The following is a 25,656-nucleotide window of genomic DNA, read 5'->3' as shown; positions in this document are numbered from 1 at the left end:
CGGGTTAAACCCTGCCGATAATCACTTACATTATTGTTTTCCGCAGGAGACGCAATGGCCATCTCATCACCGGGCATCGGTTCAAATCTCGACGTAAACAGCATCGTCAGCCAGCTCATGGCGGTCGAGTCGCAGCCGTTGACGACCTTGAACAAGAAAGAGGCGGCCACCATTGCCAAAGTCTCCGCGTTCAACACGCTGAAAGGCGCGCTGGGCAGCTTCCAGACTGCGCTGGACGCCCTCAAGCTGCCGTCCAAGTTCCAGGGCGTCAACGCCACCGCGGCCGACACCACCATCGTGAGCGGCACCGCCACCAGCAAGGCGGTGGCCGGCAGCTACACCGTCGACGTTACCAAGCTGGCCCAGGCGCAAACCATCTCCACCGGCGGCAGGGCCACCAGCACCGCGCCGATCGGCGACGGCATGACCACCACGCTGACTTTCCAGTTCGGCACCATCACCGGCGGCAAGCTGACCAATGGCGTGTACGGTAACGACCCGGCCGCCACCCCGCCCGACCCAACCTTTACCCAGGACCCCAACCAGATCGGCGGCAGCGTCGTCATCGACAGTTCGAACAATTCGATGCAAGGCATCCGCGACGCCATCAACAAGGCCAAGATCGGCGTCACCGCCACCATCGTGTCGGACGGCAGCGCAAACCCGCACCGCCTGGTGCTGACCTCGACCGCCACCGGCGCCGTGTCGAGCATGAAGATCAGCGTGGCGCGCGAAACCGGCGCCCCGGTCGACACCAGCATGTCCGACCTGCTGGCCTACAACCCGGCCGGCGTCCAGAACATGACCCAAAGCACTGCGGCCCAGGACACGGCCGTGACCATCAACGGCATTCCCGTCAGCGCCAAGACCAGGACCGTGGCCGAAGCGATCCAGGGCGTGACCCTGAACGTGAGCAAGGTCGGCAGCACCACCTTGACCCTGGCGCGCGACACCGCCTCGGTGCAGAGCGGCGTGCAGTCGCTGGTGAAGGCCTACAACGACCTCGAAAAGACCATCAAGTCGCTCACCTCCTACGACCCGGCGACCAAGGTCGGCGGCGCGCTGCTGGGCGACGCTTCGGTGCGCAACATCCAGGCCCAGGTGCGCTCGATGCTCGGCACCAGCCTGACCGGTTCCGGCAGCCCGCTGACCAACCTGACCCAGGTCGGCGTGACGTTCCAGAAGGACGGCACCATGGCGCTCGACTCGGCCAAGCTGACCACGGCGATCGAGACCAATTTCGACCACCTGGCCGGTCTGTTCGCCTCGGTCGGCACCTCCACCGACAGCCTGGTCAAGTTCATCGGCTCGACCGCGCAGACCAAGCCGGGCTCCGGCCTGCTGCACGTCAGCGCGCTGGCCACCCGCGGCAATACGACCGCGACCGCGGCGCCGACCACCCTGACCATTACCGCCGGCTCCAACGACCAGATGTCGCTCACCGTCGACGGCATCAGCACCAGCGTCACGCTGGCGGCCAGCACCTACACCTCCGCCTCGCTGGTGGCGCACCTGCAGTCGAAAATCAACGGCGCCTCGGAATTCACCGCGGCCGGCGTCAGCGTCGCGGTCAGCACCGGCGCCGGTGGCCAGCTGGCGATCACCTCGAACCGCTACGGCTCGGCATCCAAGGTGGTCGTCAGCGGCACTGCCGCGACCTCCCTGCTGCCGGGCGGCGCCTCGACCGACGGCATCGACGTCGCCGGCACCATCGGCGGCGTGACCGCGACCGGCTCCGGCCAGCTGCTGACCGCCGGCACCGGCTCGACGCTGTCGGGCGTGAAATTTGAAGTCACGGGCGGCCCGGCGCCAGCCGCCCGCGGCACCGTCGGCTTCTCGCAAGGCTACGCCGACCTGCTGACCAAGCTGGTGGACAACTTCACCGGCACCGACGGCATGATCATCGGCCAGACCAACAGCCTGCAAAACACCATCAAGGACATCGGCAAATCGCGCGATGCCATGAACCTGAAGCTCCAGGGAATCGAGAAGCGCTACCGCGCCCAGTTCAACGCGCTCGATGCCAGCATCGCCCGCATGACCTCGACCAGTAACTATTTGACGCAGCAGTTGGCTCAGTTGAGCACGGTATCCAAGTAAACGCGGATCGCCACAACAAAGGGGAAGGAACACTATGTTTGGATCAATGAAGAGCGGCGCCAACGCGTACGCCAAGGTAGGCATCGAAACCGGCGTCATGGCGGCCAGCCCGCACAAGCTGATCGTGATGCTCTACGACGGCGCCCTGACGGCGATCCGCAACGCCCAGGCGCATATGAAATCGGGCAACATCCCGGAAAAGGGCAGCCAGATTTCGAAGGCGATCCAGATCATCGAAAACGGCCTGCGCGCCAGCCTCGACCGTGAAGTCGGCGGCCAGATCGCCCAGGGCCTCGATTCGCTGTACGAATACATGGGCCACCGCCTGCTGATGGCGAACCTGAACAACCAGCCCGAACTGCTGGACGAAGTGCACCGCCTGCTGTCCGAGCTGCGCGACGCATGGAACCAGATCGGCAACACCCCGCCGGCGCCGGTTGTAGCCAACACCGCCCCTGTCCTTGCGAGTGCCTGATCATGATGACTAGCCAAGAAGTACTGTCGACCTACGAATCGATGGTCGAACTGACCGAACAGATGGTGGCCGCCGCCAGCAGCAGCGACTGGGACCGCCTGGTGGTGCTGGAAACGCGCTGCGCCGGCCACGTCGAGGCCCTGCGCCAGAACGAAGCCAAGGTCGAGCTGAACGGCGACAGCCGCCTGCGCAAGGTCCAGTGCATCAAGAAACTGCTGGACGACGACCGCAAGATCCGCGACCTGACCATGCCATGGATGACCCAGCTGTCGGCGCTGATCAACAACACCGGAACCCAGCGCCGCCTGGCGGCCGCCTACGGCGCCGTCTAAGGACGCCGCCCGCACCGCTGCATGGAGCGCATGTCTGTCCCTGGTGTCGGCCGCGTCGTCGCCGCCATACCTGCGCTCCCGGTCGGCGATGCCCGCCAGGAAGCCTTCGAACGCTCGCTCGCCACGCAGGTGGGCAAGGCGCTGCCGGTCGCGGTACTGGCGAAACTCGCCGACGGCAGTTTCCTGGTCCGCGTCGCCGACCAGAACGCCCGCATGGCGCTGCCGCCCGGCACCCTGCCGGGCACGGAAGTCCCGATGACCCTCGTCAGCACTCAGCCGCGCGCCGCCTTCCAGCTGACGCCCGGCCAGGGCCAGCTGCTCCACCCCACGCTGATCTACCAGGAACTGGGCGAGGCGCGCGCGCCCGGCGCCGGCGCCCTCGCGGCCGCGCGCGCCAATCCGGGGACTGCGCCGGGCAGCGCGGCGGACGCGCAAGGCGCGCAGGCCGATCCGCGCAACGCCCAGGTTTCGCTGAGCGAGGCCGGCCGCATGCTGGGGCGCATCCTGGCGTCCGCCCAGGGCCAGGCCGGCCAGCCGCAGGCGATCCAGGCCGCGACGCCGCTGGCCGGGCCGGGTACGCCCGAGCCCGCGCGGCTGGCGCAGGCGCTGGAAGGCGCGATCGCGCAAAGCGGGCTGTTCTACGAATCGCACGTGGCCGAATGGGCCGAAGGCAAGCGCGCCCTGCCCGAGCTGATGCGCGAGCCGCAGATGCAGCGCGCGCTGGCCGACGCGCCGGCCAAGACGGCCAGCGCCGAAACCGACCCGGCCGCGGCCCAGCTGATCAACCAGCAGCTGGCCGCCCATGAACAGGGCCGCGTGGCGTGGCAAGGCCAGGTATGGCCGGGCCAGGACATGCACTGGGAAATCCACAAGGATGCGCCGGAAGGCGGCGCGCGCGGCGGCGACGCCGACGCCGAGCCGGGCTGGCGCAGCGGACTGCGCTTGCGCTTTGCCGGGCTGGGCGAGATCGCCGCGACCCTGGTGATCGCCGGCGACCAGCTGCACATCCAGCTCAAGGCCGAGTCCGGCGAAACCAGCGCCGTGCTGCGCGCACGCGCGGGCGAACTGGCGGCGGCGCTGGGCGCGGCCGGCAGCCCGCTGGCCTCGCTCGACATCAGCAGCGCCGCGGACGTTGGCGGCGGCGATGGCCGATAAGGGCGGCGGCGCCCGCCACCAGACCGCGGTCGCGCTCGCCTACCAGGGCGGCGACGGCGCGCCGAAAGTGGTCGCCAAGGGCAAGGGGCTGGTGGCCGAACAGATCATCCAGCGCGCCGGCGACGCCGGCGTCTTCGTGCACGAATCGAAAGAACTTGTCGCCTTGCTCATGCAAATCGACCTCGACCGGCAGATTCCGCCCGCGCTGTACCGGGCGATTGCGGAACTGCTGGCATGGCTATATCATATTGAATCAGGGCAAATTTCAGGTGGAACACGTCCGGCGCCGCCAGACACTGCCCGGCTCATCGACACACAAGAGAACAGCGGCATAAAACATGCATGAAATCAGCGATTCCGGACGTGAAAACTGGCATGACTACCGGATCGAGTCGCGCAAGGAGATCATTGCGCTGCTGCGCAACATCGGCGACAAAAACCAGCTGGTGAGCATGCTCGTGCGCGGGCAGCCGGAAGCATGCGTGACATCGGTGCTGGCGGTCGAGCCGGATTCCGGCATGCTCTACCTCGACTGCTCCATCAACAGCGAGCAGAACCGGCGGATCGCCGCCGCCCCGCGCATCTCGTTCGAAACCTCACTCGACAAGATCCGCATCCTGTTCGTGGCGGAAAACGGGGTCGAGGCCACCACCCACGGCGGCGGGCCCGCCTTCAGGATGCCGATTCCCGACTCGCTGATCCGCCTGCAACGGCGCGAGTACTACCGCATGCCGACGCCGGTCAGCAACCCGGTGCGCGCGGTGATCCCGATGCCGTTCGAGCTGGGTGGCGGCGTCAACGTGTTTCCGCTGGCCGACATCAGCTGCGGCGGCATTGCCATCCTCGACAACAAACTCCTGCTCGGCAACACCATCGGCCACAACTACGAAGGCTGCAAGATCGAGCTGCCCGAGATTGGTACGGTGACGACGACGCTACAGATCCGCAACTCGCTCGACATCACCCTGCTCAACAGCAAGACCAATCGTAGGCTCGGATGCGAGTTCGTCGACATCTCGCGCGGCAACCTGGCCAACGTCCAGCGCTACATCACCAAGCTCGAGCGCGAACGCAACGCCCGCCTCGCCGGCCTCGGCTAAATCACGAACAAACTCTGTTGCTTAAATCGGGGTCAGACCACCATTTCCGTGCTTAAATCGGGGTCAGACCCTGAGCCTTCCCCTCAAAAATTGCTTGTAAACAGGCTGGATGCCTGTTAACTTCTAATCCCAAAAACGGCGCATGCATGGCTGTGTTAACCCTTTCGTTTGTAGCGACCAAACTGCGAACGAAAGGAACAGACTATGCATGCAGGACGAATCATACAAGATTTGTTAGCCGATCAATGCCCATCGATACACGCCAAACGCCGGCATTGCCTTGCCTTGATGATTGAGGCGGCGCGGAGTGGCGGGCTTGGTTTGCTGAAGATGAGTAAGTCTGTGCAAGGCTCGAGCTCATTGCGTCATCGCATCAAGCGCTGTGATCGGCTGTTGAGCAATCCCCATCTGGCGACCGAACGCGTGGAGATATTTCGCGCAGTCGCGCAGCGCGTCTTGCAAGGCCAATCGAAGATCAGCATTATCGTGGACTGGTCCGATTTGTTAGCCGACATCAGCCAACACGTGCTGCGTGCGGCTGTCGTTGTGAAGGGCCGCGCTATCGTCATCTATGAAGAGATACACCCCACCGCGCAGTATGGTGCGGCTTCGGTGCACCGCGAGTTCATGAAGACGCTACGCTCGGTGCTGCCAGCCCATTGTCAGCCCTTGATCATCACCGATGCCGGCTTTCGCGCCGCGTGGTTCAAGATGCTCGATCAACTCGGGTTTGCCTGGATAGGACGCATCCGAAACCGCGACATGGTGACCCCCAGTGGCAAAAGTGACTGGCGCGGTTGCAAAGAGCATTTCGCGGACACGAAGGGACGTGCACGCGACCTGGGGAGCTTCAATTACGTCCGTTCGAACCCTGTGCCATGCCGTTTGGTGATGATCAAGAGAGTACCCAAAGGGCGCACATGCAAGACTGTGTTCGGGAAAAAATCGCAGAGCCACCATAGTAAGAAGCAGAGCGCAGGGCAACGGGAGCCGTGGTTGCTGGCTGTTTCGCCACGCCTGTCGAGGCTCAGTGCCAAGGCGGTTGTTAATTTGTACCAGGGCCGCATGCAGATCGAGCAGACGTTCCGCGACCTCAAAAGCTCCCAATGGGGAATGGGGCTCAGCAGCAGCCAAACACGCAAGCCACATCGACTCACCATCTTGTTGCTCATCGCATCGCTGCTTGCGTTCGCGCTGTGGCTGATCGGCTTGGCCGTACGCCGCAACGGGTTCGCTGTTCACTATGGCAGTCGCAAGAAAGCGGCTGCCACCCTATCCATCCTGTCGCTAGCGCGCCACTGGCTGCAATATCACAGCTCGGCACTCTTAACGCGACGTCAAATCGCCGAAGCGTTGAACGAGCTCGGGTCCATGCTCGAGACGTACGAAATATGAGGGGAAGGCTCAGGGTCAGACCCCGATTGTCCGAAAATGGTGGTCTGACCCCGATTGTCTTTGTCCCGATTTATCAGACTTGCATGTTCATAATTTCGTGGTAGGCCGAGACCAACTTGTTGCGCACCTGTACGGTGGCCTGGAAGTTGATGCTGGCTTTTTGCATCGAGATCATCACGTCGGACAGGCTGACGCTGTCGTCGCCCATCGAAAACGCCTTGCCCATTTCGCTGGCCTTGCTCTGGCTGGCACTGACCGATTCGAGCGAGTTCTTGAGCGCGTCGGCAAAGTTGACCTTGGCCGCCGGCGCTTCGCCGCCACCAACCGGCGCAACCGCCGGTGCGCCCACCGGCTTGGTGGCCTGGGCTTTCAATTGCGCCATCATCGCCTGGATCCGGTCCGCGCCTATCGATCCTACGTCCATGTTGTTTTCTCCGTATAAACTATTGCCGGGCGTTTTCATGCGCCCGCCGCGCGTACAATGTGCGTACACAGCGATGTCAGGCTGTCAGAATATCAGCAGGCACGCCATATTTTCCTCCGAGGAAAGGCCTAAACCGGCCCCTTTTCACCCGTTTGATTCCCGGGCCGCGCCAGCATAATCCTTCCTGAGCCCAGTCCTTGCAGGCCTGGTCCTTTACTCCCTCGGATAACAATATGGCAGCAGCAGCGGAAGAACTTGTCGACACCACCGAACGCAAGCCTTCGTTCATTCAGTCCCCACTCGGCCGCAATTTCGTGATCGGCCTCGGCGTGGCGTCTGTGCTGGCCCTGATGGCGGCCGTTTGGATGTGGAGCCAGCAGCCGGACTACAAGGTGCTGTTCTCGAATTTCTCCGACCGCGACGGCGGCGCCATCACGGCTTCGCTCGACCAGATGCAGATCCCTACAAGTTTTCCGAGGGCGGCAGCGCGATCCTGGTGCCGTCCGAGCATGTGCACGACGCGCGCCTGAAGCTGGCGTCGCAGGGCCTGCCGAAAGGCGGCAACGTCGGCTTCGAGCTGATGGAAAACCAGAAGCTGGGCGTGTCCCAGTTCCACGAACAAGTCAACTACCAGCGCTCGCTCGAAGGCGAACTGGCGCGCTCGATCGAGTCGCTGGCCGCCGTCGGCTCGGCGCGCGTGCACCTGGCGCTGCCGAAACCGTCCGTGTTCGTGCGCGAGCAGCAGCGCCCTACCGCTTCCGTCCTGCTCAACCTGCAGCAGGGCCGCGTGCTCGACGTCGCCCAAGTATCGGCCATCGTCCACCTGGTCGCGTCCAGCGTGCCTGAACTGCCGGTGTCGAACGTCACCGTGGTCGACCAGGCCGGCAACCTGCTGTCCGAGAACGGCAAGCCGGCCGGCGGCGCCAAGCAGCTCGATCCGAACCAGCTGAAGTACGTCACCGAAGTCCAGCAGCGCATCATCAAGCAGGTCGAGTCGCTGATCACCCCGCTGGTCGGCCAGGGCAACGTTCGCGCCGAGGCGACCGCCGATATCGATTTCGCCCAGGTCGATACCGCCGCCGAAAGCTACAAGCCGAATTCGCCGCCGGAAGCGTCGGCCATCCGCAGCCAGCAGGTCTCGGAAGCGAACGGCCCTGGCGGCGCCAACCCGTCCGGCGTGCCGGGCGCGCTGTCGAACCAGCCTCCGGGCGCGGCCACCGCACCGATCGAAGGCGGCGCCGGCGCACCAGGCCAGCCGCCTGCAGCCTCGGGCCCGACCCGCAAGGATTCGACCACCAATTACGAAGTCGACAAGACCGTCCGCTACGAGCAGCGCCCGATGGGCGGCATCAAGCGCCTGACCGTCGGCGTGCTGGTAAACTACCGCCGCATCGTCGATCCGAAGACCGGCAAGGTCACCATCAAGGCGCTGACCGCGGCCGAAGTGGCGCAGATTAACGACCTGGTGAAAGAGGCAATGGGCTACTCGCAGGCGCGCGGCGATACGCTGAACGTGACCAACGCGCCGTTCGACGGCGTCGACAAGCCTGCCACGCCGGAGCCGGAACTCGAGTGGTGGAAGGACCCGGCCAACCTGCCGCTGGCCAAGGAGATCGGCCGCTACGTGCTGCTGGCGCTGGTGCTGGGCTTCCTCTACTTCCGGCTGCTGCGTCCCCTGCTGCGCCCCGTGTTCCGCAAGTTCGACCAGATCACCGACGTGCCGCCGCTGCCGGCGCCGCAGGAGCCGCCGACCGCGGAACAAGCGCAGGCCGAGGCAGTAAGGGTGCAGATGGAAGAAGTAGACTCGCACACCGCGCGGGGCTACCGCGACAACCTGGCGATGGCGAAGACGCTGGCCAAGGACGATCCACGGGTAGTGGCAAACGTAGTGAAAGCATGGGTAGGTTCAAATGAATGATAACGGCATCCACAAGGCAGCCATCCTGATGCTCGCGATCGGCGAGGAGGAAGCCGCGGAGGTGATGAAGTTCCTCGGTCCGCGCGAAGTGCTCAAGCTGGGCGCCGCGATGGCGACCATGAAGAGCGTGCAGCACGAGCAGGTGGTGCAGGTGCTCGATTCGTTCCGCTCGCAGACCGAGCTCAATTCGACCGTCGGCCTCGACTCCGACGAATACATCCGCCAGGTGCTGACCAAGGCGCTGGGCGACGACAAGGCCACCGTGCTGCTGTCGCGTATCCTGGGCGGCAAGGATGCCTCGGGCATCGAAAGCCTGAAGTGGATGGATGCGTCGTCGGTGTCTGAACTGATCCGCAACGAACACCCGCAGATCATCGCCACCATCCTGGTCCACCTCGAACGCGACCAGGCTTGCGAGATCCTGCAGAACTTCACCGACCGCCTGCGCAACGACGTGGTGCTGCGCATTGCCACGCTGGACGGCGTGCAGCCGGCCGCGCTGCGCGAGCTGAACGACGTGCTGACCAAGCTCCTGTCGGGTAACGAGAACATCAAGAAGTCCTCGCTGGGCGGCGTGCGCGCGGCGGCCGAGATCCTCAACTTCATGAGCGGCGAGCAGGAAAGTTCGGTGATGGACAACATCAAGAACTACGACAACGACATGGCGCAGAAGATCATGGACGAGATGTTCGTGTTCGATAACATCATCGACATCGACGACCGCGGCATCCAGCTGCTGCTGCGCGAAGTGCAGTCGGAGATGCTGATCATCGCGCTCAAGGGCGCGTCGCAGGACCTGCGCGAGAAGATCTTCCGCAACATGTCGCAGCGCGCCGGCGAGATGATGCGCGACGACCTGGAGTCGAAGGGCCCGGTGCGCCTGTCCGAGGTGGAGTCGCAGCAGAAGCAGATCCTGCAGATCGTGCGCCGCCTCGCCGACGAAGGTCAGATCGTCCTCGGCGGCAAAGGTGAGGATTCCTTCGTCTGATGGCTACCATTCCGAAAGAGATGCAGACGGCTTACCAGCGCTGGGAGATGAACTCCTTCGACCCGCGCCCTGTCCCCACCGCGGCGCCGGCGCCGCTCGACGTGCCGGCGATCAGCCTGCCCACCGTCGACGAGCTGAACGCGATCCGCGAGCAGGCCAGGACCGAAGGCTACGATGAAGGCCACGCGGCCGGCTACGCCGATGCGCTGGCGGTCGGCCGCGCCGAAGCGGCGGCCCAGCTCGAGCACCTGCAGTCGATCGCCGTCACCTTCGGCAACGCGCTGTCGCAGGCCGACGAGAACATCGCCGGCGACGTGCTGGAACTGGCGCTGCACCTGGCCAGGAACATGATGCGCACCGCCCTGCAGGTCAAGCCCGAGCTGGTGATCCCTGTCGTGCGCGAAGCGATCGAATACTTGCCGGTACTGCAGCAGCCGGCGATCCTGATGCTCAATCCGGAAGATGCGTCCATCGTGCGCGACGCCATCGGCGAAGAACTCGACAAGGGTGGCTGGCGCGTCATCGAGGATGCCCGCATCGCGCGCGGCGGCTGCAAGATCGACACCGCCAGCAACCAGATCGACGCCCAGGTGGCGTCGCGTTGGAACCGCCTGTCCCACTCGCTCGGCAAGAACGTGGAGTGGCTGGACTGATGAGCGGCGCCGACCGCCACACCGCGCGCTGGAAGTCCTACCTGCGCGACTGCGACTCGCTGGTCGGCTTCGTCGAGCCGATGCAGGTGTCGGGCCGCGTCACGCGCGTGGCCGGCCTGGTGATGGAATGCGTGGGACTGAAGCTGGCGGTGGGCAGCGCCTGCACCATCCCGCTAGCCTCGGGTGCGCGCATCGAGGCCGAAGTGGTCGGCTTCGAAGGCGAGCGCCTGTTCCTGATGCCGCAAAGCGACATCGAAGGCGTGGTGCCGGGCACCCGCGTGTTCCCGGTCGAAGCCTCGGTGCCGCGCCCGGGCACCGTCGATCATCCGCGCCGCCGCCCGAGCGACCGCGCGCGCCACCTGCCGGTCGGCGACAAGCTGCTGGGCCGCGTGGTCGACGGCGCCGGCCGCCCGCTCGACGGCCTCGGCCCGCTCGGCACCGACGAAGTGGCGCCGATCAATGCGCGTCCGGTCAATCCGCTCGACCGCGCGCCGATCACCGAAACCCTCGACGTCGGCGTACGCGCCATCAACGCGATGCTGACCGTCGGCCGCGGCCAGCGCCTCGGCCTGTTCGCCGGCACCGGCGTCGGCAAGTCGGTGCTGCTGGGGATGATCGCGCGCTACACCACCGCCGACGTCATCGTGGTCGGCCTGATCGGCGAACGGGGACGCGAGGTCAAGGAATTCATCGAACATATCCTCGGCCCGGACGGACGCGCGCGTTCGGCCGTGGTGGCGGCGCCGGCCGACAGCCCGCCGCTGATGCGCCTGCAGGGTGCGGCCTACGCCACCGCCATTGCGGAGCACTTCCGCGACCAGGGCAAGAACGTCCTGTTGATCATGGATTCGCTGACGCGCTACGCGATGGCGCAGCGCGAGATCGCACTGGCGATCGGCGAACCGCCCGCCACCAAGGGCTATCCGCCCTCGGTGTTCGCCAAGCTGCCGGTGCTGGTGGAACGGGCCGGCAACGGCCTGGAGGGCGGCGGTTCGATCACCGCCTTCTACACGGTGCTGTCCGAGGGCGACGACCAGCAGGACCCGATCGCCGACGCGGCGCGCGGTATTTTGGACGGCCACATCGTCTTGAACCGCCACCTGGCCGAAGCCGGCCATTATCCGGCGATCGATATCGAACAGTCGATCAGCCGCGCGATGCACACGATTACCTCGGTCGAACACCAGCGCGCCGCGCGTCACCTGAAGCAGCTGTATTCGCGCTACCAACGTTCGCGCGACCTGATCAGCGTGGGCGCCTATGCCTCCGGCAGCGACCCGGTGCTGGACCAGGCCATCGCCCTGCATGACAAGATTGAAACCTTCCTGTGCCAGGAGATCAGCGAGAACACCGGCATGCAGCAGAGTTTGGGGCAACTTACCTCTCTGTTCAGCTGATTGATTGCCGCGGGCGGCACCTATAATTTGACCCATCATGGCCAAAACCTCAGCCCTCGACACCCTGATCGACCTCGCCCAGCGCGAGACCGACGATTGCGCCAAGCGGCTCGGGGCTGCGCTCAAGGCTGTGGAAGACGCCCAGCAAAAGCTCCAGATGCTGCTCGGCTACCGCGACGATTATGCGAAGCGCCTCGAACAGAGCCAGATGGCGGGCATGACGCCGATGGCATACCGGAATTTCGTCGCCTTCGTCGACAAGCTCGATAACGCCATCAACGGCCAGCGCGAAGTGATCAAGCACGCCGAGTACAAGAGCAACGCGGAGAAGCTGAGCTGGCAGGCGGCCGAACGCAAGCGCCTCTCCTACCGCACGCTGCACGAGCGCGCGGCGGCCGAAGCGCTGCGCATCGAGAACAAGCGCGACCAGAAGGCGATGGACGAACACGCAGCACGGCAGGCGTTCTACAAACGCTGACCCACTAACGAACCATACCAGCACCATGCAGACCCAGAACCTACTGACCCAACTCACTTCCGCCAGCCCGGCGCCGGCGCGCCAGAACGCGCTGCCGCAGTCCGAAAACAGCGGCCTGCAGTTCAGCCAGGCCTTGTCGCGCGAAATGACCCAACGCCAGAACCTGGCCGCTCCCGCCCCGCAGGCGCAGCCTCAAGTGCAGGCGAAACCTGCCGCCCAGGCGAAGCAGGCCGACAAGGCGCCGACGGCAAAGCAGGAAGCATCGAAGCCGGCGCAAGCCGATGCTGCGCGCCAGCCAGCCGAAAGGGCTGAAACGGGAGAATCCACGGAAGCCGCCGCCGGCGCAAAAGACAGCAAGGCAGCCGCAGCGGAAGAGAAGCCAGCCGGCCAGGCCACGGCCGAAGCCGCGGCGCGGGCCAGCGAAATGCCGGTGACCGACATGCTCGCGCTGGTGGCCAGCTTCAACCAGCTGCAAGGCGCGGTACCGAAGGAAGCCTTGGCATCCGAGGCGCTGCCGGCCGGCGGTGCAGCGGCGATCGTGCAAGATGTGGAAGCGGTGCAGCCCGACCTGTCCGGCCAGTTGATCCAGGGCGCGGAACTGGCGCTGGGCGACCAGCAGCCGGCTGCGGCCAAGGGCCAGGACGCCCTGTCGCAAGGCGTGGCAGCGGCCACCGACAGCGGCGCGCAAGCCGGCGCCGAACTGCCGGCCGAACTGAAGGCCGAGCCTTCCAAGTTCGCCAACGTATTGATGCGCGAGCGCGCCGAACCGGCGCCGCTGAAGGAGGCGCCGGCGGCAGCGCCGCTGGCCGCCCCTGCGGCGCAGGCATCGCTGAACATCGCGCAGGCGGCGGCCGGCGTGGCCACCGACAAGATCTCGGCGCGGGTCGGCACACCGGCCTGGGATAACCAGATCGGCCAGAAGATCGTGTGGATGGTGGCCGGCAAGGACCAGAGCGCGACGCTGACCCTGAACCCGCCCGACCTGGGCCCGGTGCAGGTGGTGCTGAACGTGACCAACGACCAGGCCAGCGTGGCCTTCTCCTCTAGCCAGCTGGAAGTGCGCCAGGCGCTGGAAAACGCGATGCCGAAGCTGCGCGAGATGCTCGACGAGAGCGGCATCGCGCTGGGTAACGCCACCGTCGATGCGGGCACGCACGACCAGCGCCAGGCCGAGGGCGAACGCCAGGCGGGCGGCGCCGGTTCGGGTGGCCGATTCGCCGGCAACGGCAACGGCGGCAGCGCCGACGCCGCGGCAGCTCCGGTCGCGCGACCGGTGGCCTCCGGCTCGCTGCCGGGCACGGTCGACATCTTTGCCTGATCGTCCGATGGCGGGCAGGCGGATGGCCGAGACCGTCGCCCTGCCCCGCAAGGCATGCGCGCCGCTTGTTTCAACATTCGCATCTGTCTATGAGACAAGGTAAGGATAGACCATCCTTATTGCCTCTATTCAAGCGATTCGCCTGCGCGTTTATTCCCGATAATGACATAATGGCGGCGTGAATCATTTTCAGCCGGTTGAGGTCTCTTGAAAGCGAATGCAAAAATGAAAGCTGATCCGAAAGCGGAAGCGGCAGCAGCACCAAAAGCTTCCCCGAAGAAGCTGATCCTGATCATCATCCTGGCCGTGCTGACGCTTGCCGTCGGCGGCGCCGCGACCTGGTATTTCACCCTCGGCGCCAAGGGCGGCGCCGACGTCGCGCAGAAAAAAGAGAAAGCCCAGCCGGGCGAGCCGCCGGTGTATGTGCCGATCGAAAAGTTCGTCGTCAACCTGCAGCCTGAAGAGGGCGAACAATACCTGCAGATCCAGTTCACGCTGCAGGTGCCGACCCTGGAAGAGGTCGAGGTCCTGAAGGCCAACATGCCGAAGGTCCAGAGCCGCGTACTGCTGCTGCTGTCGGCCAAGAAGGCCTCGGAACTGTCGACCCCGGAGGGCAAGCAGCAACTGTCAAGCGAACTGATCGCTTCGATCAATGCGCCGTTTGTCGACAAGGGCGAGCCGCAGGAAGTCACCGACGTGCTGTACACCAGTTTCATCATCCAGTAAGCAAAGCAGCCATGTCCGATAATTTCCTATCCCAGGAAGAAGTCGATGCCCTCCTGAAGGGCGTCAACGGCGATCAGGACGACGCAGCCGCGCCTGAAGAGACTTCCGGGGTCCGCACCTACAACCTGGCGACGCAGGAACGGATCGTCCGTGGCCGCATGCCGACGCTCGAGATCATCAACGAGCGTTTTGCGCGCCTGTTGCGGGTGGGCTTGTTCAACTTCATCCGGCGCAGCGCGGAAGTGTCGGTGGGCTCGGTGCGGGTATCGAAGTACAGCGAATTCATCCGTAACCTGGTGGTGCCGACCAACCTCAACCTGGTGCACATGAAACCGCTGCGCGGCACCGGCCTGATCGTGTTCGACCCGGGCCTGGTGTTCCTGCTGGTGGACAACCTGTTCGGCGGCGACGGCCGCTTCCACACCCGCGTCGAGGGCCGCGACTTTACCCAGACCGAGCAACGCATCATCCTGCGCATCCTCGATATCGTGTTCGAGACCTACACCAAGTCGTGGGAGCCGGTGTTCCCGGTCGAGTTCGAATACATCCGCTCGGAAATGAACACCCAGTTCGCGAATATCGCGACGCCGAACGAGGTGGTGGTGTCCACCACCTTCACGGTCGAACTCGGTTCGGTCAGCGGCCAGATCCACATCTGCATGCCGTACTCCATGATCGAGCCGATCCGCGACACGCTGACGTCGAGCCTGCAAGGCGAAGCGCTGGAAGTGGACAAGCGCTGGATCCGCCTGATGACCCAGCAGATCCAGATTGCCGAAGTGGAACTGGTAGCGACCCTGGGCACGGGCCGCGCTTCCTTCGACGAAATCTTGAACATGAAGGTCGGCGACATCATTCCGCTCAACGTGCCCGAGACGATCGAAGCTACCGTCGACGGCGTGCCGGTGATGGAATGCACCTATGGCGTCTTGAACGGCCAATACGCGCTGAAGGTGGAAAAGCTGCTGGCCACGTCAGAGAACCTCAAGTAACAACAAATCCGGCGCCGATTGAGCCGCCGGCATGGAAACACAGGAGAGCAACATGTCCGATAACCAAGACGACCAAAGCATGGACGACGATTGGGGCGCCGCGATTGCCGAGCAGGCCAAGGCGGAAGCCGAAGCGCTCGAAAAGCAGCAAGCCGCGACCGCCGCCGTGTTCAAGGATTTCTCGAACCAGGGCACCAGGACCGACACCCCGAACGACATCGACTTCATCCTCGATATCCCGGTCCAGCTGACGGTTGAACTGGGCCGCACCAAGATCGCCATCAAGAACCTGCTGCAACTGGCACAGGGGTCGGTGGTCGAGCTCGACGGCCTGGCCGGCGAACCGATGGACGTGCTGGTCAACGGCTGCCTGATCGCCCAGGGCGAGGTGGTGGTCGTGAACGACAAGTTCGGCATTCGCCTGACGGACATCATCACCCCGTCCGAACGGATCAGAAAACTCAACAAATGACGGCGCGCGTGCTTACTGCGGCGGCGCTGCTGTGCGGCCTGGCCGCGCCGGCGCTCGCCGGCACTGCTGCCGCCCAAATTATTACCAATCCAACAAGCGCCGCTCCCGCGGCAACTGCGGCTGCGAAGCCGGCCCCTGCCACGGCGGCCGACCCGGGATATGCCGCGCCTGCCGTGAACGGTGCGCCCCAAGCGCCCGTAGCCGAAGGCGACATGCCGAAAGTTCCCGAGATGGTTCCGTCGCCGCCGGCCCAGCCGCAGGCGGCGTCGCCGCGTCCGGTGCAGCCGATGCAGTCGCCGAATGTGGGCACCTCGGCCGGCAACCTGATCCAGACGATCTTCGCGCTGCTGCTGGTACTCGGCCTCCTGGCCGGCCTGGCCTGGTTCATGAAGCGCTACGGACCGAAAGCGGTGGGCGGGCCGGCAAACCTGCGCCTGGTCGGCGCGCTCAACCTTGGCGGGCGCGAGCGCATCATGGTGGTGGAAGTGGGGGACCAATGGATCGTGGTGGGCGCCTCGCCGGGCCGCGTGAACGCGCTGGCGACGATGCCGAAGCAGCACGGGCCCGAGCACGCCGCCATTCTGCACCCGAACCCAGCGCCGGCCGGCGGCTTCGCCGACTGGCTCAAACAGACGATAGACAAACGTAATGCAAGATAAGCTGCAGCTCCCGACCTTTGCCACCGCGCTCAAGTACCTGATGGTGCTGGGCGCGTTTGCGCTGCCGCTGTGCGCCTTCGCGCAAGGCATCCCGGCCTTCAACAGCGCCCCGGCGCCGGGAGGCGGCACCTCGTACTCGCTGCCGGTCCAGACGCTGCTGCTGATGACGGCGCTGTCCTTCCTGCCGGCGGCGCTGTTGATGATGACCAGCTTCACCCGCATCATCATCGTGCTGTCGCTGCTGCGCCAGGCGCTCGGTACGCAAAGCGCGCCGCCCAACCAGGTGCTGGTGGGGCTGGCGCTGTTCCTGACCCTGTTCGTGATGGGGCCGGTGTTCGACAAGATCTACACCGACGCCTACGAACCGCTGCAACGCAATGAAATCAAGATGGGCGAAGCGATGGACCGCGCGGTGGTGCCGCTGAAGGCCTTCATGGTCAAGCAGACGCGCCAGTCGGACCTCGCCATGTTCGTCAAGATCTCGCGTTCGCCCGCGCTGCAGGGTCCGGAAGACATCCCGCTGCGGGTATTGATCCCCGCCTTCGTCACCAGCGAGCTGAAGACCGCGTTCCAGATCGGCTTTGCCATCTTCATCCCGTTCCTGATCATCGACATGGTGGTCGCCAGCGTGCTGATGTCGATGGGTATGATGATGATGTCGCCCGCCGTGATCGCCCTGCCCTTCAAGCTGATGCTGTTCGTGCTGGTCGACGGCTGGCAGCTGCTGCTCGGTTCGCTGTCGCAAAGTTTCTACTAGGAGAAGGCCATGACCCCGGAAAGCGTCATGACGATGGGCCGCACGGCGATGGAAGTCACCCTGATGGTGGCGGCGCCGATGCTGCTGGTCGCGCTGATCATCGGCCTGATCGTCAGCATTTTCCAGGCCGCCACCCAGATCAACGAAGCGACGCTGTCCTTCATTCCCAAGCTGGTCGGCATTTTTGTCGCGCTGGTGATTGCCGGGCCGTGGATGCTTGCCGTCATGCTCGACTACATGCGTGGCGTACTCACCGGCATTCCCGGCCTGATTGGCTGATGAATTCTGCTGTCAACGTGGCGAGCTGATGCCATGATCACGCTCACCACAGCCGAGATGAACACCTGGATCGCGGCCCTGCTATGGCCGTTGACCCGCATCCTCGGGCTGGTCGCCTCCGCCCCCCTGTTCGGCAACACCAGCGTGCCCGTGCGCGTGAAAGTCGCGCTCGGCGTGATGCTGGCCGCCATCGTCGCCCCCACGATTCCCGCTGCGCCGGCGGCGGACCCGATCTCCTGGGCCGGGCTGCTGATCCTGGTGCAGGAGTTGCTGATCGGGCTGGCGATGGGTTTTGCGATGCGCATCGTGTTTGCCGCGATCGAGATGGCGGGCGAAGTATCGAGCATGACGATGGGCCTGGGTTTCGCGACCTTCTTCGACCCGCTGTCGCAGGGGCGTTCGTCGGCGGTGAGCCAGTTCTTGGCGCTGACGGCGACGATGGCCTTCCTTGCCGTCAACGCGCACCTGGTGCTGCTCGAAGCGCTGGTGGAGAGTTTCTACACCCTGCCGATATCCGCCACCCCGATTTCGGCGGGGGCGCCATACGAGATGGCGCGCTGGGGCGCGAAGATATTCAGTGCGGGGCTGCAGCTGTCGCTGCCGATTGTCGCGGCACTCCTGATCACCAACATCGCGCTTGGCATCCTGACGCGCGCCGCACCGCAGCTGAACCTGTTCGGTATCGGCTTCCCGATCACGCTGGGCGTGGGCCTGCTGGTGATCAGCCTGATGATGCCGTACCTGGCCGGGCCGATCCAGAACCTGTTCAACCAAGGGATTGAAGCGAGCCGGCTGATCCCGCGGACGGCGAGCGAGCGTACGCCGCCGACCGCGGCCCCGCGGCCGTAGATCCCGCTGCCAACATTTCTAAAATCGGGGTCAGACCACCATTTTCGAAACTACGACTACGTGATCTTCGGTCTTCCAGGACATTGAGGCTCTGTCGGTCGTTGCAATAGCTCCTCCGCCCTCGATGCGAACACGCGGCCGCCGAAAGCGTAATTTCCGTTCGTCGCACGCCTGAGCTTCGTCAGCGTTTCCGCAGACAATTCATCCTGAAATAGCGCCCGATAGGCATCCAGCCGTTCGCTCTCAATCGGCCCAAGGTGTTGGTAGGTCAGGTGCGGTTTGATGAGCTTGCTTGTGACACCTTCCGCATTCGAGCGATAACTCGACCAGCGGTATTGCATCGGATGGCCGACGATTCCCGCCCTGACTGGGTTGAGCTCGATATATCGATAGCAGGTCAGGAGGTATCGGGCATCCTCTACGAGGCAGGACCTGAAACGTCCCTCCCATAAAGTGCCGGTCCGAATGTATTTGCGGTTGATGTATTGAACATATCGCTGGCCCAGAATCTTCATGAGTTCGCTTGCGGAATCTGCCTCTAGCGGTGTTACGAGTAAATGTACGTGGTTGGTCATCAACACGTATGCATGCACCTCGCAATCAGTCCGGACTGCGCAATCCTGAAGCATGGACAGATAGACTTTGTAGTCCCCGTATTCGATAAAGCACGGGTGACGATTATTGCCGCGTTGGATGATATGAAGGGGGACAGAAGGCAGAACCAGGCGAGCACGCCGAGCCATGATCGTTCCTCAAAAGTTGAAGCGACTTCAACCTTAAGCCAGCAAGACGATCATGCAATGAACGGGCGTCAATCGGACGCGATGCGCGACAGACGCATGGAGCAAAACGCTTTCAACAATGGTGGTCTGACCCTTGGTCTGACCCCGATTTTGAAAAGCTTTCAACAATGGTGGTCTGACCCTAATGGCGTTGACTTAAGCTATTTTCTTAGTTTTCCTGAATGGGTAGCGCTGCGATTTCGATTTAACGACCCGGTCATGTTTCCTGCCGGGTCGTTTTACAGTGAGCTCGGTGACGAGCCTTTGCCGCATGTTCTGAAGCAAGGATGGCAGCTTGCCTTGCGCCCGAGTGGCGGCAGCCCAAAGCAGTTCATATTGGATGGTGTGAAACGCACGCACGAAACTGATGTCGGTCGGGGCACATCCGGCATCGAGCGCCGCCTTCGCGATTTCAAGTCGAATCAGGTTGTAGGCAATAATCGCGCCCCAAATCTCCTGCATGACGCCGTCGACCGTTTGACTACGCAACGTCAACGCCATGCCCATCATTGATTGTTTGAGCTCGCGGTAACTGGTTTCAATGTGCCAGCGGCGGGCGTAGCACGCGATCAGTTCAGCGGCCTTAAATGCGATGCGATCGGTCAGGGATGTGAGCAAGAAATGCTTTTGGCCTTTCGAATCGATCATCGCGATAGCGCGTGCGCGCCAAGTCTTGGACAGCTCGGGCGCCTTCTTGCGCGCCGCTGCCGACACTTGCATTTCCACGATCGCGTCATCTGGACCACCTTCGATAACGGTCCATTTGGTATTACTCTTGGCGGGAACGAGGAAATGACGATTGCGCCCGCGAGTGGTGATTCGACACAGCAGCTCCGCAGACAAGAAACCTTTATCGACGACGGTCAGCGAATCGTCGGCGATGCTGTCGATAAGTTCCATTGCGAAGGCTTTTTCGCTGGTGGCGTAAGGACCAAATCGTGCGTCGACAACCAGATGGGTGGGCACATGGGTCAGGGTCGCGCCGCGCACCTGGGGATAGCTCGCGACAGTCCCCTTGGCATAGGCCTGCGCCCCGAAGTGGGCCCGGTTTGCCGCACTGTCTTGGGTGCGCAGAGTGGTGCCGTCGATTGCCAATAAAACGAGGCCGTTGAACAGGTAGGCTTCTTTGTCCTGGCTGCTCCACGCCTTCGCCGACATCTGGCAAAGCCACTCGACGGGCTTCGCGCCAAGTCGCTGGCGCGCTCGTGTCACCGCACCATCCGTCACAAACGGCGCTGTTACGTTTGGCAGCGCCAAGTCCAGTTCAGCGAGTACCTCGCCGATAGAATGATGGCGATACAGCGCCAGTGCGATCACTAACCAGACGACCTGCTGCGCCGGGAGGCGACGATGGCGTATGCTTGCCTTCCCTTGCTCCACAAGGGCGGCCTCTATCCATTCAAACGGCAAATGTTCGCCGAGTCGGTTCCAGTCGAACGGCTCAGGTACTTCGTTGGCAAACAATATGGCGTCTGAAAGTATCACGCCGCAAAGTTAACACAACAAAATATTGTTTACAACACCAGAGCCACGAAAAAGTGGGCTTCAAAAGCTTAAGTCAACGCCATTATGGTCTGACCCCGATTTTGGAAACTTAGCCGATGTAGTTGAACAGCGACAGCCCCGACAGCGTCTTGAACGATTTTTGCGAGGCTTCGAGCGTCATTTGCTGTTGCGTGAACAGCGATATCGTCTTCACCAGGTCGAGGTCCTGCAAATCCGACAGCGTGGCGGAGTATTGGATGTTGCGGTCTTCGCCGGCGCCATCGAGGTAGTCCAGCTCCTTCAGCGCCGAGCCGACGCCGGCCCGTACCGCCAGCACGTTCTCGAGCGCGGCGTCGAGGTTGTCGTGCGCGGTGTTCAGGCCGTTCGTCAGCGCGGCTTGCCCCGCTCCACCCGCCGGCAGCTTCAGCGTGTCGATCAGGTTGGTCAGGGTCGTGAAGATCGATTGCTTTTCACTCGGCTTGACCGTGAAGGTGTCGCCGTTCGCCGGCGCGCCGGAAATGTCGAACACCATCCCGTCGAACGCAATCTGCCGGCCGCTCTCGTAGGGCATCGCCGGCGCCGCCGGCGGCGGCGGTACCGCCATACCGGTGGTGTTGTCGGTCACCGTGTACGTCCTCACCGGCGGCGTGCCGGTCAGCTGGAACGCCACCGTGTAGTCGTGGCCCGTCAGCGCATTCGCGTTCGAAATCGAGCCCGACGAGACGATGCCGGTGCCGGTGTTGGTGGCCGCTGCCGCCGTCTGGAAGGTGCCGTTGCCGGTCGGGTTGTTCTCAAAGATGGCGCTGCCCGAGTCGCTGATGGCGATGTGGCGCGAGGAGCCGACCTGCAGCTTGGTCTGGCCCTGGTCGCCGTGGTATTGCGCGCCGGTCGCGGTTTGCGTGAACGGCATCGTGCTGGAGCGGTAGCCGGAGAACAGGTAGCCGCCGACGCCGTCGCCGCTGTTGGCCACGCCCATCAGGTCGTTCATGCGCCCGGTCAGTTCGATCACCAGCGCCTGGCGATCGGCCGGCAGCAAGGTGCCGTTGCCGGCGCTGACGGTGAGGGTCTTGATGTCCTGCAGCAGCGTGGTGGTGCTGGCGAGCGCCAGTTCGACCTGCGACAGCGAGGAGCGCGCGTTCTGCCGGTTGGTGGCGAACTGGGTGTTGACCGATTGCGATTGCGTCACTTCGAGCGCCCGCGCCGAGGCCACCGGGTCGTCCGAGGGCGCCAGGATGCGGCGGTTGGTCGAGAGCTGCATCTGGGTCTTGGCCATGTTGCTTTGCAGTGTGCCGAGCTGGCTGGTGCCGGTCTCGAACATGGTGGCGGTGCTGATGCGCATGGTAGTCTTCCGGTTCTTGCGGTTTAGCGGCCGATCGCGAGCAGCGCGTCGAACAGTGTGCCTGCAATTTGCATGACCTTGCCGGCAGCCTGGTAGGCTTGCTGGTATTTGAGCAGGTTGGCGGCCTCTTCGTCGAGGTTGACCCCGGACACGCTTTGCTGGGTGGCCGTGACTTGGCCCAGCAGCGCTTCGGATGCCTTGCCGTTCACTTGCACTTCGCGCGTCTTGTTGCCGACGAAGCTGACCAGCTCCGCGTACGCGGACTGGTAGGTGGCGGTGCCGCCGTTCAGGATGTTCTTGGTCTGCAGGTCGCCCAGCGCCCGTGCGTTGCGGTTGTCGCGCACGCCGTTGGTGTTGGGGCCGACCGTGAAGCTGTCGGCCTCGGACGGCTTGCCGGTGAAGCTGACGTTGACGCCGCCGAAGTTGTAGTTGGCGCCGGCCACGAATGGGATCGGGGTGGTGCCGGCCGCATATACGGTGTCGACGCCGTTGTTGGTCACAGTAACCGCCTGCGTGGCCGGGAAGCCGGTCAGGCCGCCCGCGCCGGCGCTGGTGTATTGCAAGGTCACCGGGCTGGTGAGCTTGTTGCCCGGCGTGAGGTAGCCGGCGTCGACCTTGCCTTCGCTGATCTTGGCGGTGCCGCTATTGGTCAGCGGCGAACCGGTGGTGATCGGCGCGCCCGCGGCAATGTGCGAGATGTCGCTCAGCGCCAGGTTGAAGTCCTTGGCGCCGGCAATGGTCGGGCGCACCATGAAGAAGTCGCCCGCGGCGGCGCTGCCGCTGATGTCGAACGCGACGCCGTCGATGACTTGCGGCTGGGTCTGCGGGTAGGGGCTGATGTCGGTGGTCTTCTTGTCCGACATGCGCGTGACCGTGAACTTGACGCCGTCGTAGTCGACCTTGTAGTCGCTGTTGGTCAGCTGGGTGCTGTCGGTCACCTGCGCCTTGACTTCGGTGGTGCTGGCCAGGCTGTTGGTGTGCGACCGGCCGACCACGGCCGGGCCGACCGTGAAGAAGTCGCCGCCCAGGTTGCCGGCGCCGTCCTGGCCCAGCTTGTGCTGGGCATTGATGGTTTCGGCAATGCTGATGGCCACGCGGCCCAGCGAATTCTGGACGCGGTCGAGCGTCTTGGCGCGGAATTCGAGCAGTCCGCCCAGCTCGCCGCCCGGCAGTGCGTCGTCGGCCAGCACGGTCATCTTGTTGCCGGCCACATAGGCGACCTGCATGCGGGTCTGGTCGGTCGGCGAGGTCGCCACCGCCAGCTGGAAGGACTTGGCGCCCACCACCAGCGGCATGCCGGCGCCGATCGAAACCGTCACGCTGTTGTTGCCGCCGGTGACAACGCTGGCCTTGACTTCCTTGTTCAGGTCCGCGATCAGCTGGTCGCGCGCGTCCATCAGGTCGTTCGGCATTCCGTGGCCGGACGAACTGAGCTTGCCGATCTTGTCGTTCAGGTCGGCGATCTGGCTGGCGTAGGAGTTGATCAGCGTGACCTTGGTGTCGATCTGGCTGTTAACGCCTTCGCGCACCTCGCTCATGCGGCTGTCCAGGTCCTGGAAGCGCGATGCCAGCGATTCGGCGTTCGACAGCACGGCCTGGCGCGCGGCCACCGACGACGGGTCGGAGGCCAGGTCCTGAATGCCGGCGAAGAAGTTCTGCAGCGCGGGCGACAGGCCGGAGGTGTTGTCGGCCAGCAGGTTGTCGATCTGGCTGATCTGGGCGTAGTAGGAGTCCAGCGAACTTTTCGAGGCCTGGGCGCTGCGCACCTGGGCGTTCAGGAAGTTGTCGGAGTAGCGCTTGATCTCGGCGATCTGGGTGCCGCTGCCGACAAAGCCGATGCCGTAGTCCTGCGCGTTGGCGGTCGCTTGCACCACGCCCTGACGGGTGTAGCCGGCGACGTTGGCGTTGGCGATGTTGTGGCCGGTCGTGGCCAGGCCCACCTGCGCGGCGAACAGTCCGCTCTTGCCGATATTGAGGATACTTCCCGCCATGATTTCCCTAGCCTTCCATTAATTAATCTATGTAACGGCAGCGTTTTGCAAAACTTGATTTGACAAATTTGCAATCCACTGCCGTTTTACGCCAGCGAGTGCTTGATGATGCGTGTCAGCTTGGCCGCGTACATCGGGTCGGTGGCGTAGCCGGCGCGCTGCAGGCCTTGCGCGAAGCCGCTGGCGTCGGTGGCGTTGGCCAACACTTTTTCGTAGCGCGGGTTGTTGGTGATCAGCCTGGCGTAGTCCTTGAAGCTGTCGGCGTAGCTGTCGTAGGCGCGGAATTTTTCCACTTTGGTGCGCGGCACGCCGTCCACGTATTCGGTGGTGACGGCGGTGGCAACCTTGCCTTTCCAGCCAGGCCCGGCCTTGATGCCGAACAGGTTGTGGCTGCTGCTGCCGTCGGCATTCCGGATCTCGCGCTTGCCCCAGCCGGTTTCCAGCGCGGCCTGGCCGAGCATGAACTTGGCCGGGATGCCGGTGGTGCGGCTCGCTTCGTCGGCGTGCGAGCCCAGCTTTTCCTGGAAGCCGCGCACGTGCGGCGACTGCACCCGCCCGCTGGCGGTGATGCCGGGCGTGGCCGGCACGGCGCTGGCGGACGCTTTGGCGCCGGTACCGGTGGCGAACGGCGACAGCGCCTGTTCCTTGCCATGCAGCGAATGCGGTGCTTGCTTCGGCACCAGCGAGGTGAGGTCGAGCGAGGTATTGGCGCCCTGCCCATTCTGCTCGGCGCCGATGGCGAGCGCCTGCGCGTTGACCTGCTGCGATGACAGCTGGCGGATCAGCACGTCGGCCAGCCCGACGCCGCGCTTGGCCAGGTTCTGGCTCAGCTGCTGGTCGAGCATGGTGGTGAAGGTCTTGGTCTGCTGGTTGTCCATCAGGCCGTCGGCGGGCGTGGCTTCCCTGGCGCTTTTCAGCATCATGTTGATGAACATGGCCTCGAACTGGGTCGCGGCGGTCCTCAAAGCTTCCGGCGAGCCGGTCCTGGCCGACTGCTTCAGTTGGCCAAGTCCCTGCGTGTCGAGCGCAAGCTTGCCGGTCAGGTCGTTGGTCGCGGATACCATGTTCGTCAAGCCTTAGATGATCTCGAGCTCGGCGCGCAGCGAACCGGCCGCCTTCAGCGCCTGCAGGATGGCCAGCAGGTCTTGCGGCGTGGCGCCGATCGCGTTCATCGCCTTGACCACTTCGGCCAGCGAAGCGCCGCCCTTGACGTTGATCACGCGGCCCGGTTCCTTCTTGATATCGATGCTCGCCTTTTGCGTCACCACGGTCCGGCCGCCGGAAAGCGTGTTCGGCTGGCTCACTTCGGTGTCGACGCCGATCGATACCGACATGTTGCCGTGCGAGATGGCGCAGTTTTCCAGCGTGACGGCCTGGTTCATCACCACCGAACCCGTGCGGGCGTTCATGATGACCTTGGCGGCCGACCTGGCCGGGTTCACTTCCAGGCCTTCGAGGATGCCCAGGAAGGCCACGCGCTGGTCGGAGGACGAGGGCGAGCGCACGCGAATCACGCGGCCGTCCAGCGCGGTCGCGATGTCCGGGCCGAAGTGGGTATTGATCGCTTCGACCACCTTGCTGACGGTCGAGAA

At 64.0% G+C, this 25,656-nt stretch carries 26 protein-coding genes and 1 pseudogene; 20 read left to right on the top strand and 7 right to left on the bottom strand.

What is annotated here, in order from left to right:
• Positions 1 to 54: 54 nt before the first annotated feature.
• From fliD to D3872_RS12745, 7 genes are all read left to right on the top strand, one after another.
• The gene (gene fliD, locus D3872_RS12775; RefSeq protein ID WP_119811122.1) at positions 55 to 2,100 is read left to right on the top strand and encodes a flagellar filament capping protein FliD; all 2,046 of its coding nucleotides are present in this window, start codon (positions 55 to 57) and stop codon (positions 2,098 to 2,100) included.
• Between the two features lie 34 nt (positions 2,101 to 2,134).
• A complete protein-coding gene (gene fliS / locus D3872_RS12770) occupies positions 2,135 to 2,575 on the top strand; it encodes a flagellar export chaperone FliS (protein WP_119811121.1) in 441 nt (146 codons plus the stop codon).
• Between the two features lie 2 nt (positions 2,576 to 2,577).
• Positions 2,578 to 2,907, top strand: a complete 330-nt coding sequence (locus D3872_RS12765; protein WP_119811120.1) for a flagellar protein FliT — start codon at positions 2,578 to 2,580, stop codon at positions 2,905 to 2,907.
• Positions 2,908 to 2,937: 30 nt separating this feature from the next.
• Complete coding sequence (gene fliK / locus D3872_RS12760; RefSeq protein ID WP_229459301.1) at positions 2,938 to 4,062, top strand: flagellar hook-length control protein FliK; 1,125 nt, start codon at positions 2,938 to 2,940, stop codon at positions 4,060 to 4,062.
• The gene (locus D3872_RS12755) at positions 4,052 to 4,408 is read left to right on the top strand and encodes an EscU/YscU/HrcU family type III secretion system export apparatus switch protein (protein WP_119811151.1); all 357 of its coding nucleotides are present in this window, start codon (positions 4,052 to 4,054) and stop codon (positions 4,406 to 4,408) included. The genes fliK and D3872_RS12755 overlap by 11 nt, the downstream gene beginning before the upstream one ends.
• Complete coding sequence (locus D3872_RS12750; RefSeq protein ID WP_119811118.1) at positions 4,401 to 5,162, top strand: flagellar brake protein; 762 nt, start codon at positions 4,401 to 4,403, stop codon at positions 5,160 to 5,162. The genes D3872_RS12755 and D3872_RS12750 overlap by 8 nt, the downstream gene beginning before the upstream one ends.
• A gap of 204 nt (positions 5,163 to 5,366) precedes the next feature.
• Positions 5,367 to 6,557, top strand: coding sequence for an IS4 family transposase (locus D3872_RS12745; protein WP_119810180.1), 1,191 nt, complete (start codon positions 5,367 to 5,369; stop codon positions 6,555 to 6,557).
• A gap of 73 nt (positions 6,558 to 6,630) precedes the next feature.
• Here the strand turns inward: D3872_RS12745 and fliE are convergent, their stop codons facing one another.
• A complete protein-coding gene (gene fliE, locus D3872_RS12740; RefSeq protein WP_119811117.1) occupies positions 6,631 to 6,981 on the bottom strand; it encodes a flagellar hook-basal body complex protein FliE in 351 nt (116 codons plus the stop codon).
• 233 nt (positions 6,982 to 7,214) lie between these two features.
• On the opposite strand from fliE, the pseudogene fliF reads away from it, so the two are divergent.
• The 13 genes and pseudogenes from fliF (at position 7,215) to fliR (ending at position 18,467) form a co-directional block, all read left to right on the top strand.
• Positions 7,215 to 8,899, top strand: a pseudogene (gene fliF / locus D3872_RS12735) (flagellar basal-body MS-ring/collar protein FliF).
• On the top strand, positions 8,892 to 9,887 hold the full coding sequence (gene fliG / locus D3872_RS12730; protein ID WP_119811116.1) for a flagellar motor switch protein FliG: 996 nt from the start codon (positions 8,892 to 8,894) through the stop codon (positions 9,885 to 9,887). Before fliF ends, fliG begins: the two are co-directional and overlap by 8 nt.
• On the top strand, positions 9,887 to 10,540 hold the full coding sequence (locus D3872_RS12725) for a flagellar assembly protein FliH (protein WP_229459300.1): 654 nt from the start codon (positions 9,887 to 9,889) through the stop codon (positions 10,538 to 10,540). Before fliG ends, D3872_RS12725 begins: the two co-directional genes overlap by 1 nt.
• Positions 10,540 to 11,937 carry a flagellar protein export ATPase FliI gene (gene fliI, locus D3872_RS12720; protein ID WP_119811115.1) on the top strand — a complete coding sequence of 466 codons (1,398 nt, stop codon included), beginning with the start codon at positions 10,540 to 10,542 and terminating at the stop codon, positions 11,935 to 11,937. The genes D3872_RS12725 and fliI overlap by 1 nt, the downstream gene beginning before the upstream one ends.
• A 37-nt stretch (positions 11,938 to 11,974) precedes the next feature.
• Positions 11,975 to 12,415 (top strand): flagellar export protein FliJ, encoded by a 441-nt coding sequence (gene fliJ / locus D3872_RS12715; RefSeq protein ID WP_119811114.1) that lies wholly within the window; start codon positions 11,975 to 11,977, stop codon positions 12,413 to 12,415.
• Positions 12,416 to 12,440: 25 nt separating this feature from the next.
• Positions 12,441 to 13,733, top strand: a complete 1,293-nt coding sequence (locus D3872_RS12710) for a flagellar hook-length control protein FliK (protein WP_229459299.1) — start codon at positions 12,441 to 12,443, stop codon at positions 13,731 to 13,733.
• Positions 13,734 to 13,958: 225 nt separating this feature from the next.
• Entirely contained in the window at positions 13,959 to 14,459 is a 501-nt protein-coding gene (gene fliL, locus D3872_RS12705) for a flagellar basal body-associated protein FliL (RefSeq protein WP_119811113.1), read from the top strand.
• 11 nt (positions 14,460 to 14,470) lie between these two features.
• A complete protein-coding gene (gene fliM / locus D3872_RS12700; RefSeq protein WP_119811112.1) occupies positions 14,471 to 15,451 on the top strand; it encodes a flagellar motor switch protein FliM in 981 nt (326 codons plus the stop codon).
• A 52-nt stretch (positions 15,452 to 15,503) separates the two neighbouring features.
• Complete coding sequence (gene fliN, locus D3872_RS12695; RefSeq protein WP_119811148.1) at positions 15,504 to 15,923, top strand: flagellar motor switch protein FliN; 420 nt, start codon at positions 15,504 to 15,506, stop codon at positions 15,921 to 15,923.
• Positions 15,920 to 16,582, top strand: coding sequence for a flagellar biosynthetic protein FliO (fliO, locus tag D3872_RS12690; protein WP_119811111.1), 663 nt, complete (start codon positions 15,920 to 15,922; stop codon positions 16,580 to 16,582). The genes fliN and fliO overlap by 4 nt, the downstream gene beginning before the upstream one ends.
• Before the next feature lie 40 nt (positions 16,583 to 16,622).
• Positions 16,623 to 17,339, top strand: a complete 717-nt coding sequence (gene fliP / locus D3872_RS12685) for a flagellar type III secretion system pore protein FliP (protein WP_182915798.1) — start codon at positions 16,623 to 16,625, stop codon at positions 17,337 to 17,339.
• 9 nt (positions 17,340 to 17,348) lie between these two features.
• Entirely contained in the window at positions 17,349 to 17,618 is a 270-nt protein-coding gene (fliQ, locus tag D3872_RS12680) for a flagellar biosynthesis protein FliQ (RefSeq protein ID WP_119811109.1), read from the top strand.
• Between the two features lie 33 nt (positions 17,619 to 17,651).
• Positions 17,652 to 18,467, top strand: a complete 816-nt coding sequence (gene fliR, locus D3872_RS12675; protein ID WP_119811108.1) for a flagellar biosynthetic protein FliR — start codon at positions 17,652 to 17,654, stop codon at positions 18,465 to 18,467.
• A 56-nt stretch (positions 18,468 to 18,523) separates the two neighbouring features.
• Here the strand turns inward: fliR and D3872_RS12670 are convergent, their stop codons facing one another.
• The 6 genes from D3872_RS12670 to D3872_RS12645 all read right to left on the bottom strand — a co-directional run.
• On the bottom strand, positions 18,524 to 19,210 hold the full coding sequence (locus D3872_RS12670; RefSeq protein WP_119811107.1) for a transposase: 687 nt from the start codon (positions 19,208 to 19,210) through the stop codon (positions 18,524 to 18,526).
• Between the two features lie 195 nt (positions 19,211 to 19,405).
• Positions 19,406 to 20,731 (bottom strand): IS4 family transposase, encoded by a 1,326-nt coding sequence (locus D3872_RS12665; RefSeq protein ID WP_119811147.1) that lies wholly within the window; start codon positions 20,729 to 20,731, stop codon positions 19,406 to 19,408.
• Between the two features lie 112 nt (positions 20,732 to 20,843).
• A complete protein-coding gene (gene flgL, locus D3872_RS12660; protein ID WP_119811106.1) occupies positions 20,844 to 22,073 on the bottom strand; it encodes a flagellar hook-associated protein FlgL in 1,230 nt (409 codons plus the stop codon).
• Positions 22,074 to 22,096: 23 nt separating this feature from the next.
• Complete coding sequence (flgK, locus tag D3872_RS12655) at positions 22,097 to 24,064, bottom strand: flagellar hook-associated protein FlgK (RefSeq protein WP_119811105.1); 1,968 nt, start codon at positions 24,062 to 24,064, stop codon at positions 22,097 to 22,099.
• Between the two features lie 86 nt (positions 24,065 to 24,150).
• Complete coding sequence (gene flgJ / locus D3872_RS12650; protein ID WP_119811104.1) at positions 24,151 to 25,128, bottom strand: flagellar assembly peptidoglycan hydrolase FlgJ; 978 nt, start codon at positions 25,126 to 25,128, stop codon at positions 24,151 to 24,153.
• Between the two features lie 12 nt (positions 25,129 to 25,140).
• Positions 25,141 to 25,656 (bottom strand): flagellar basal body P-ring protein FlgI (locus D3872_RS12645; protein WP_182915796.1); only part of this gene is annotated, 516 nt, incomplete at its 5' end.

The organism is Massilia cavernae (assembly GCF_003590855.1).
GTDB classification, from domain to species: domain Bacteria; phylum Pseudomonadota; class Gammaproteobacteria; order Burkholderiales; family Burkholderiaceae_D; genus Telluria_A; species Telluria_A cavernae.
The sequence above is the reverse complement of the archived record's forward strand: the minus strand, read 5'-3'. Positions and strand labels throughout refer to the sequence as shown.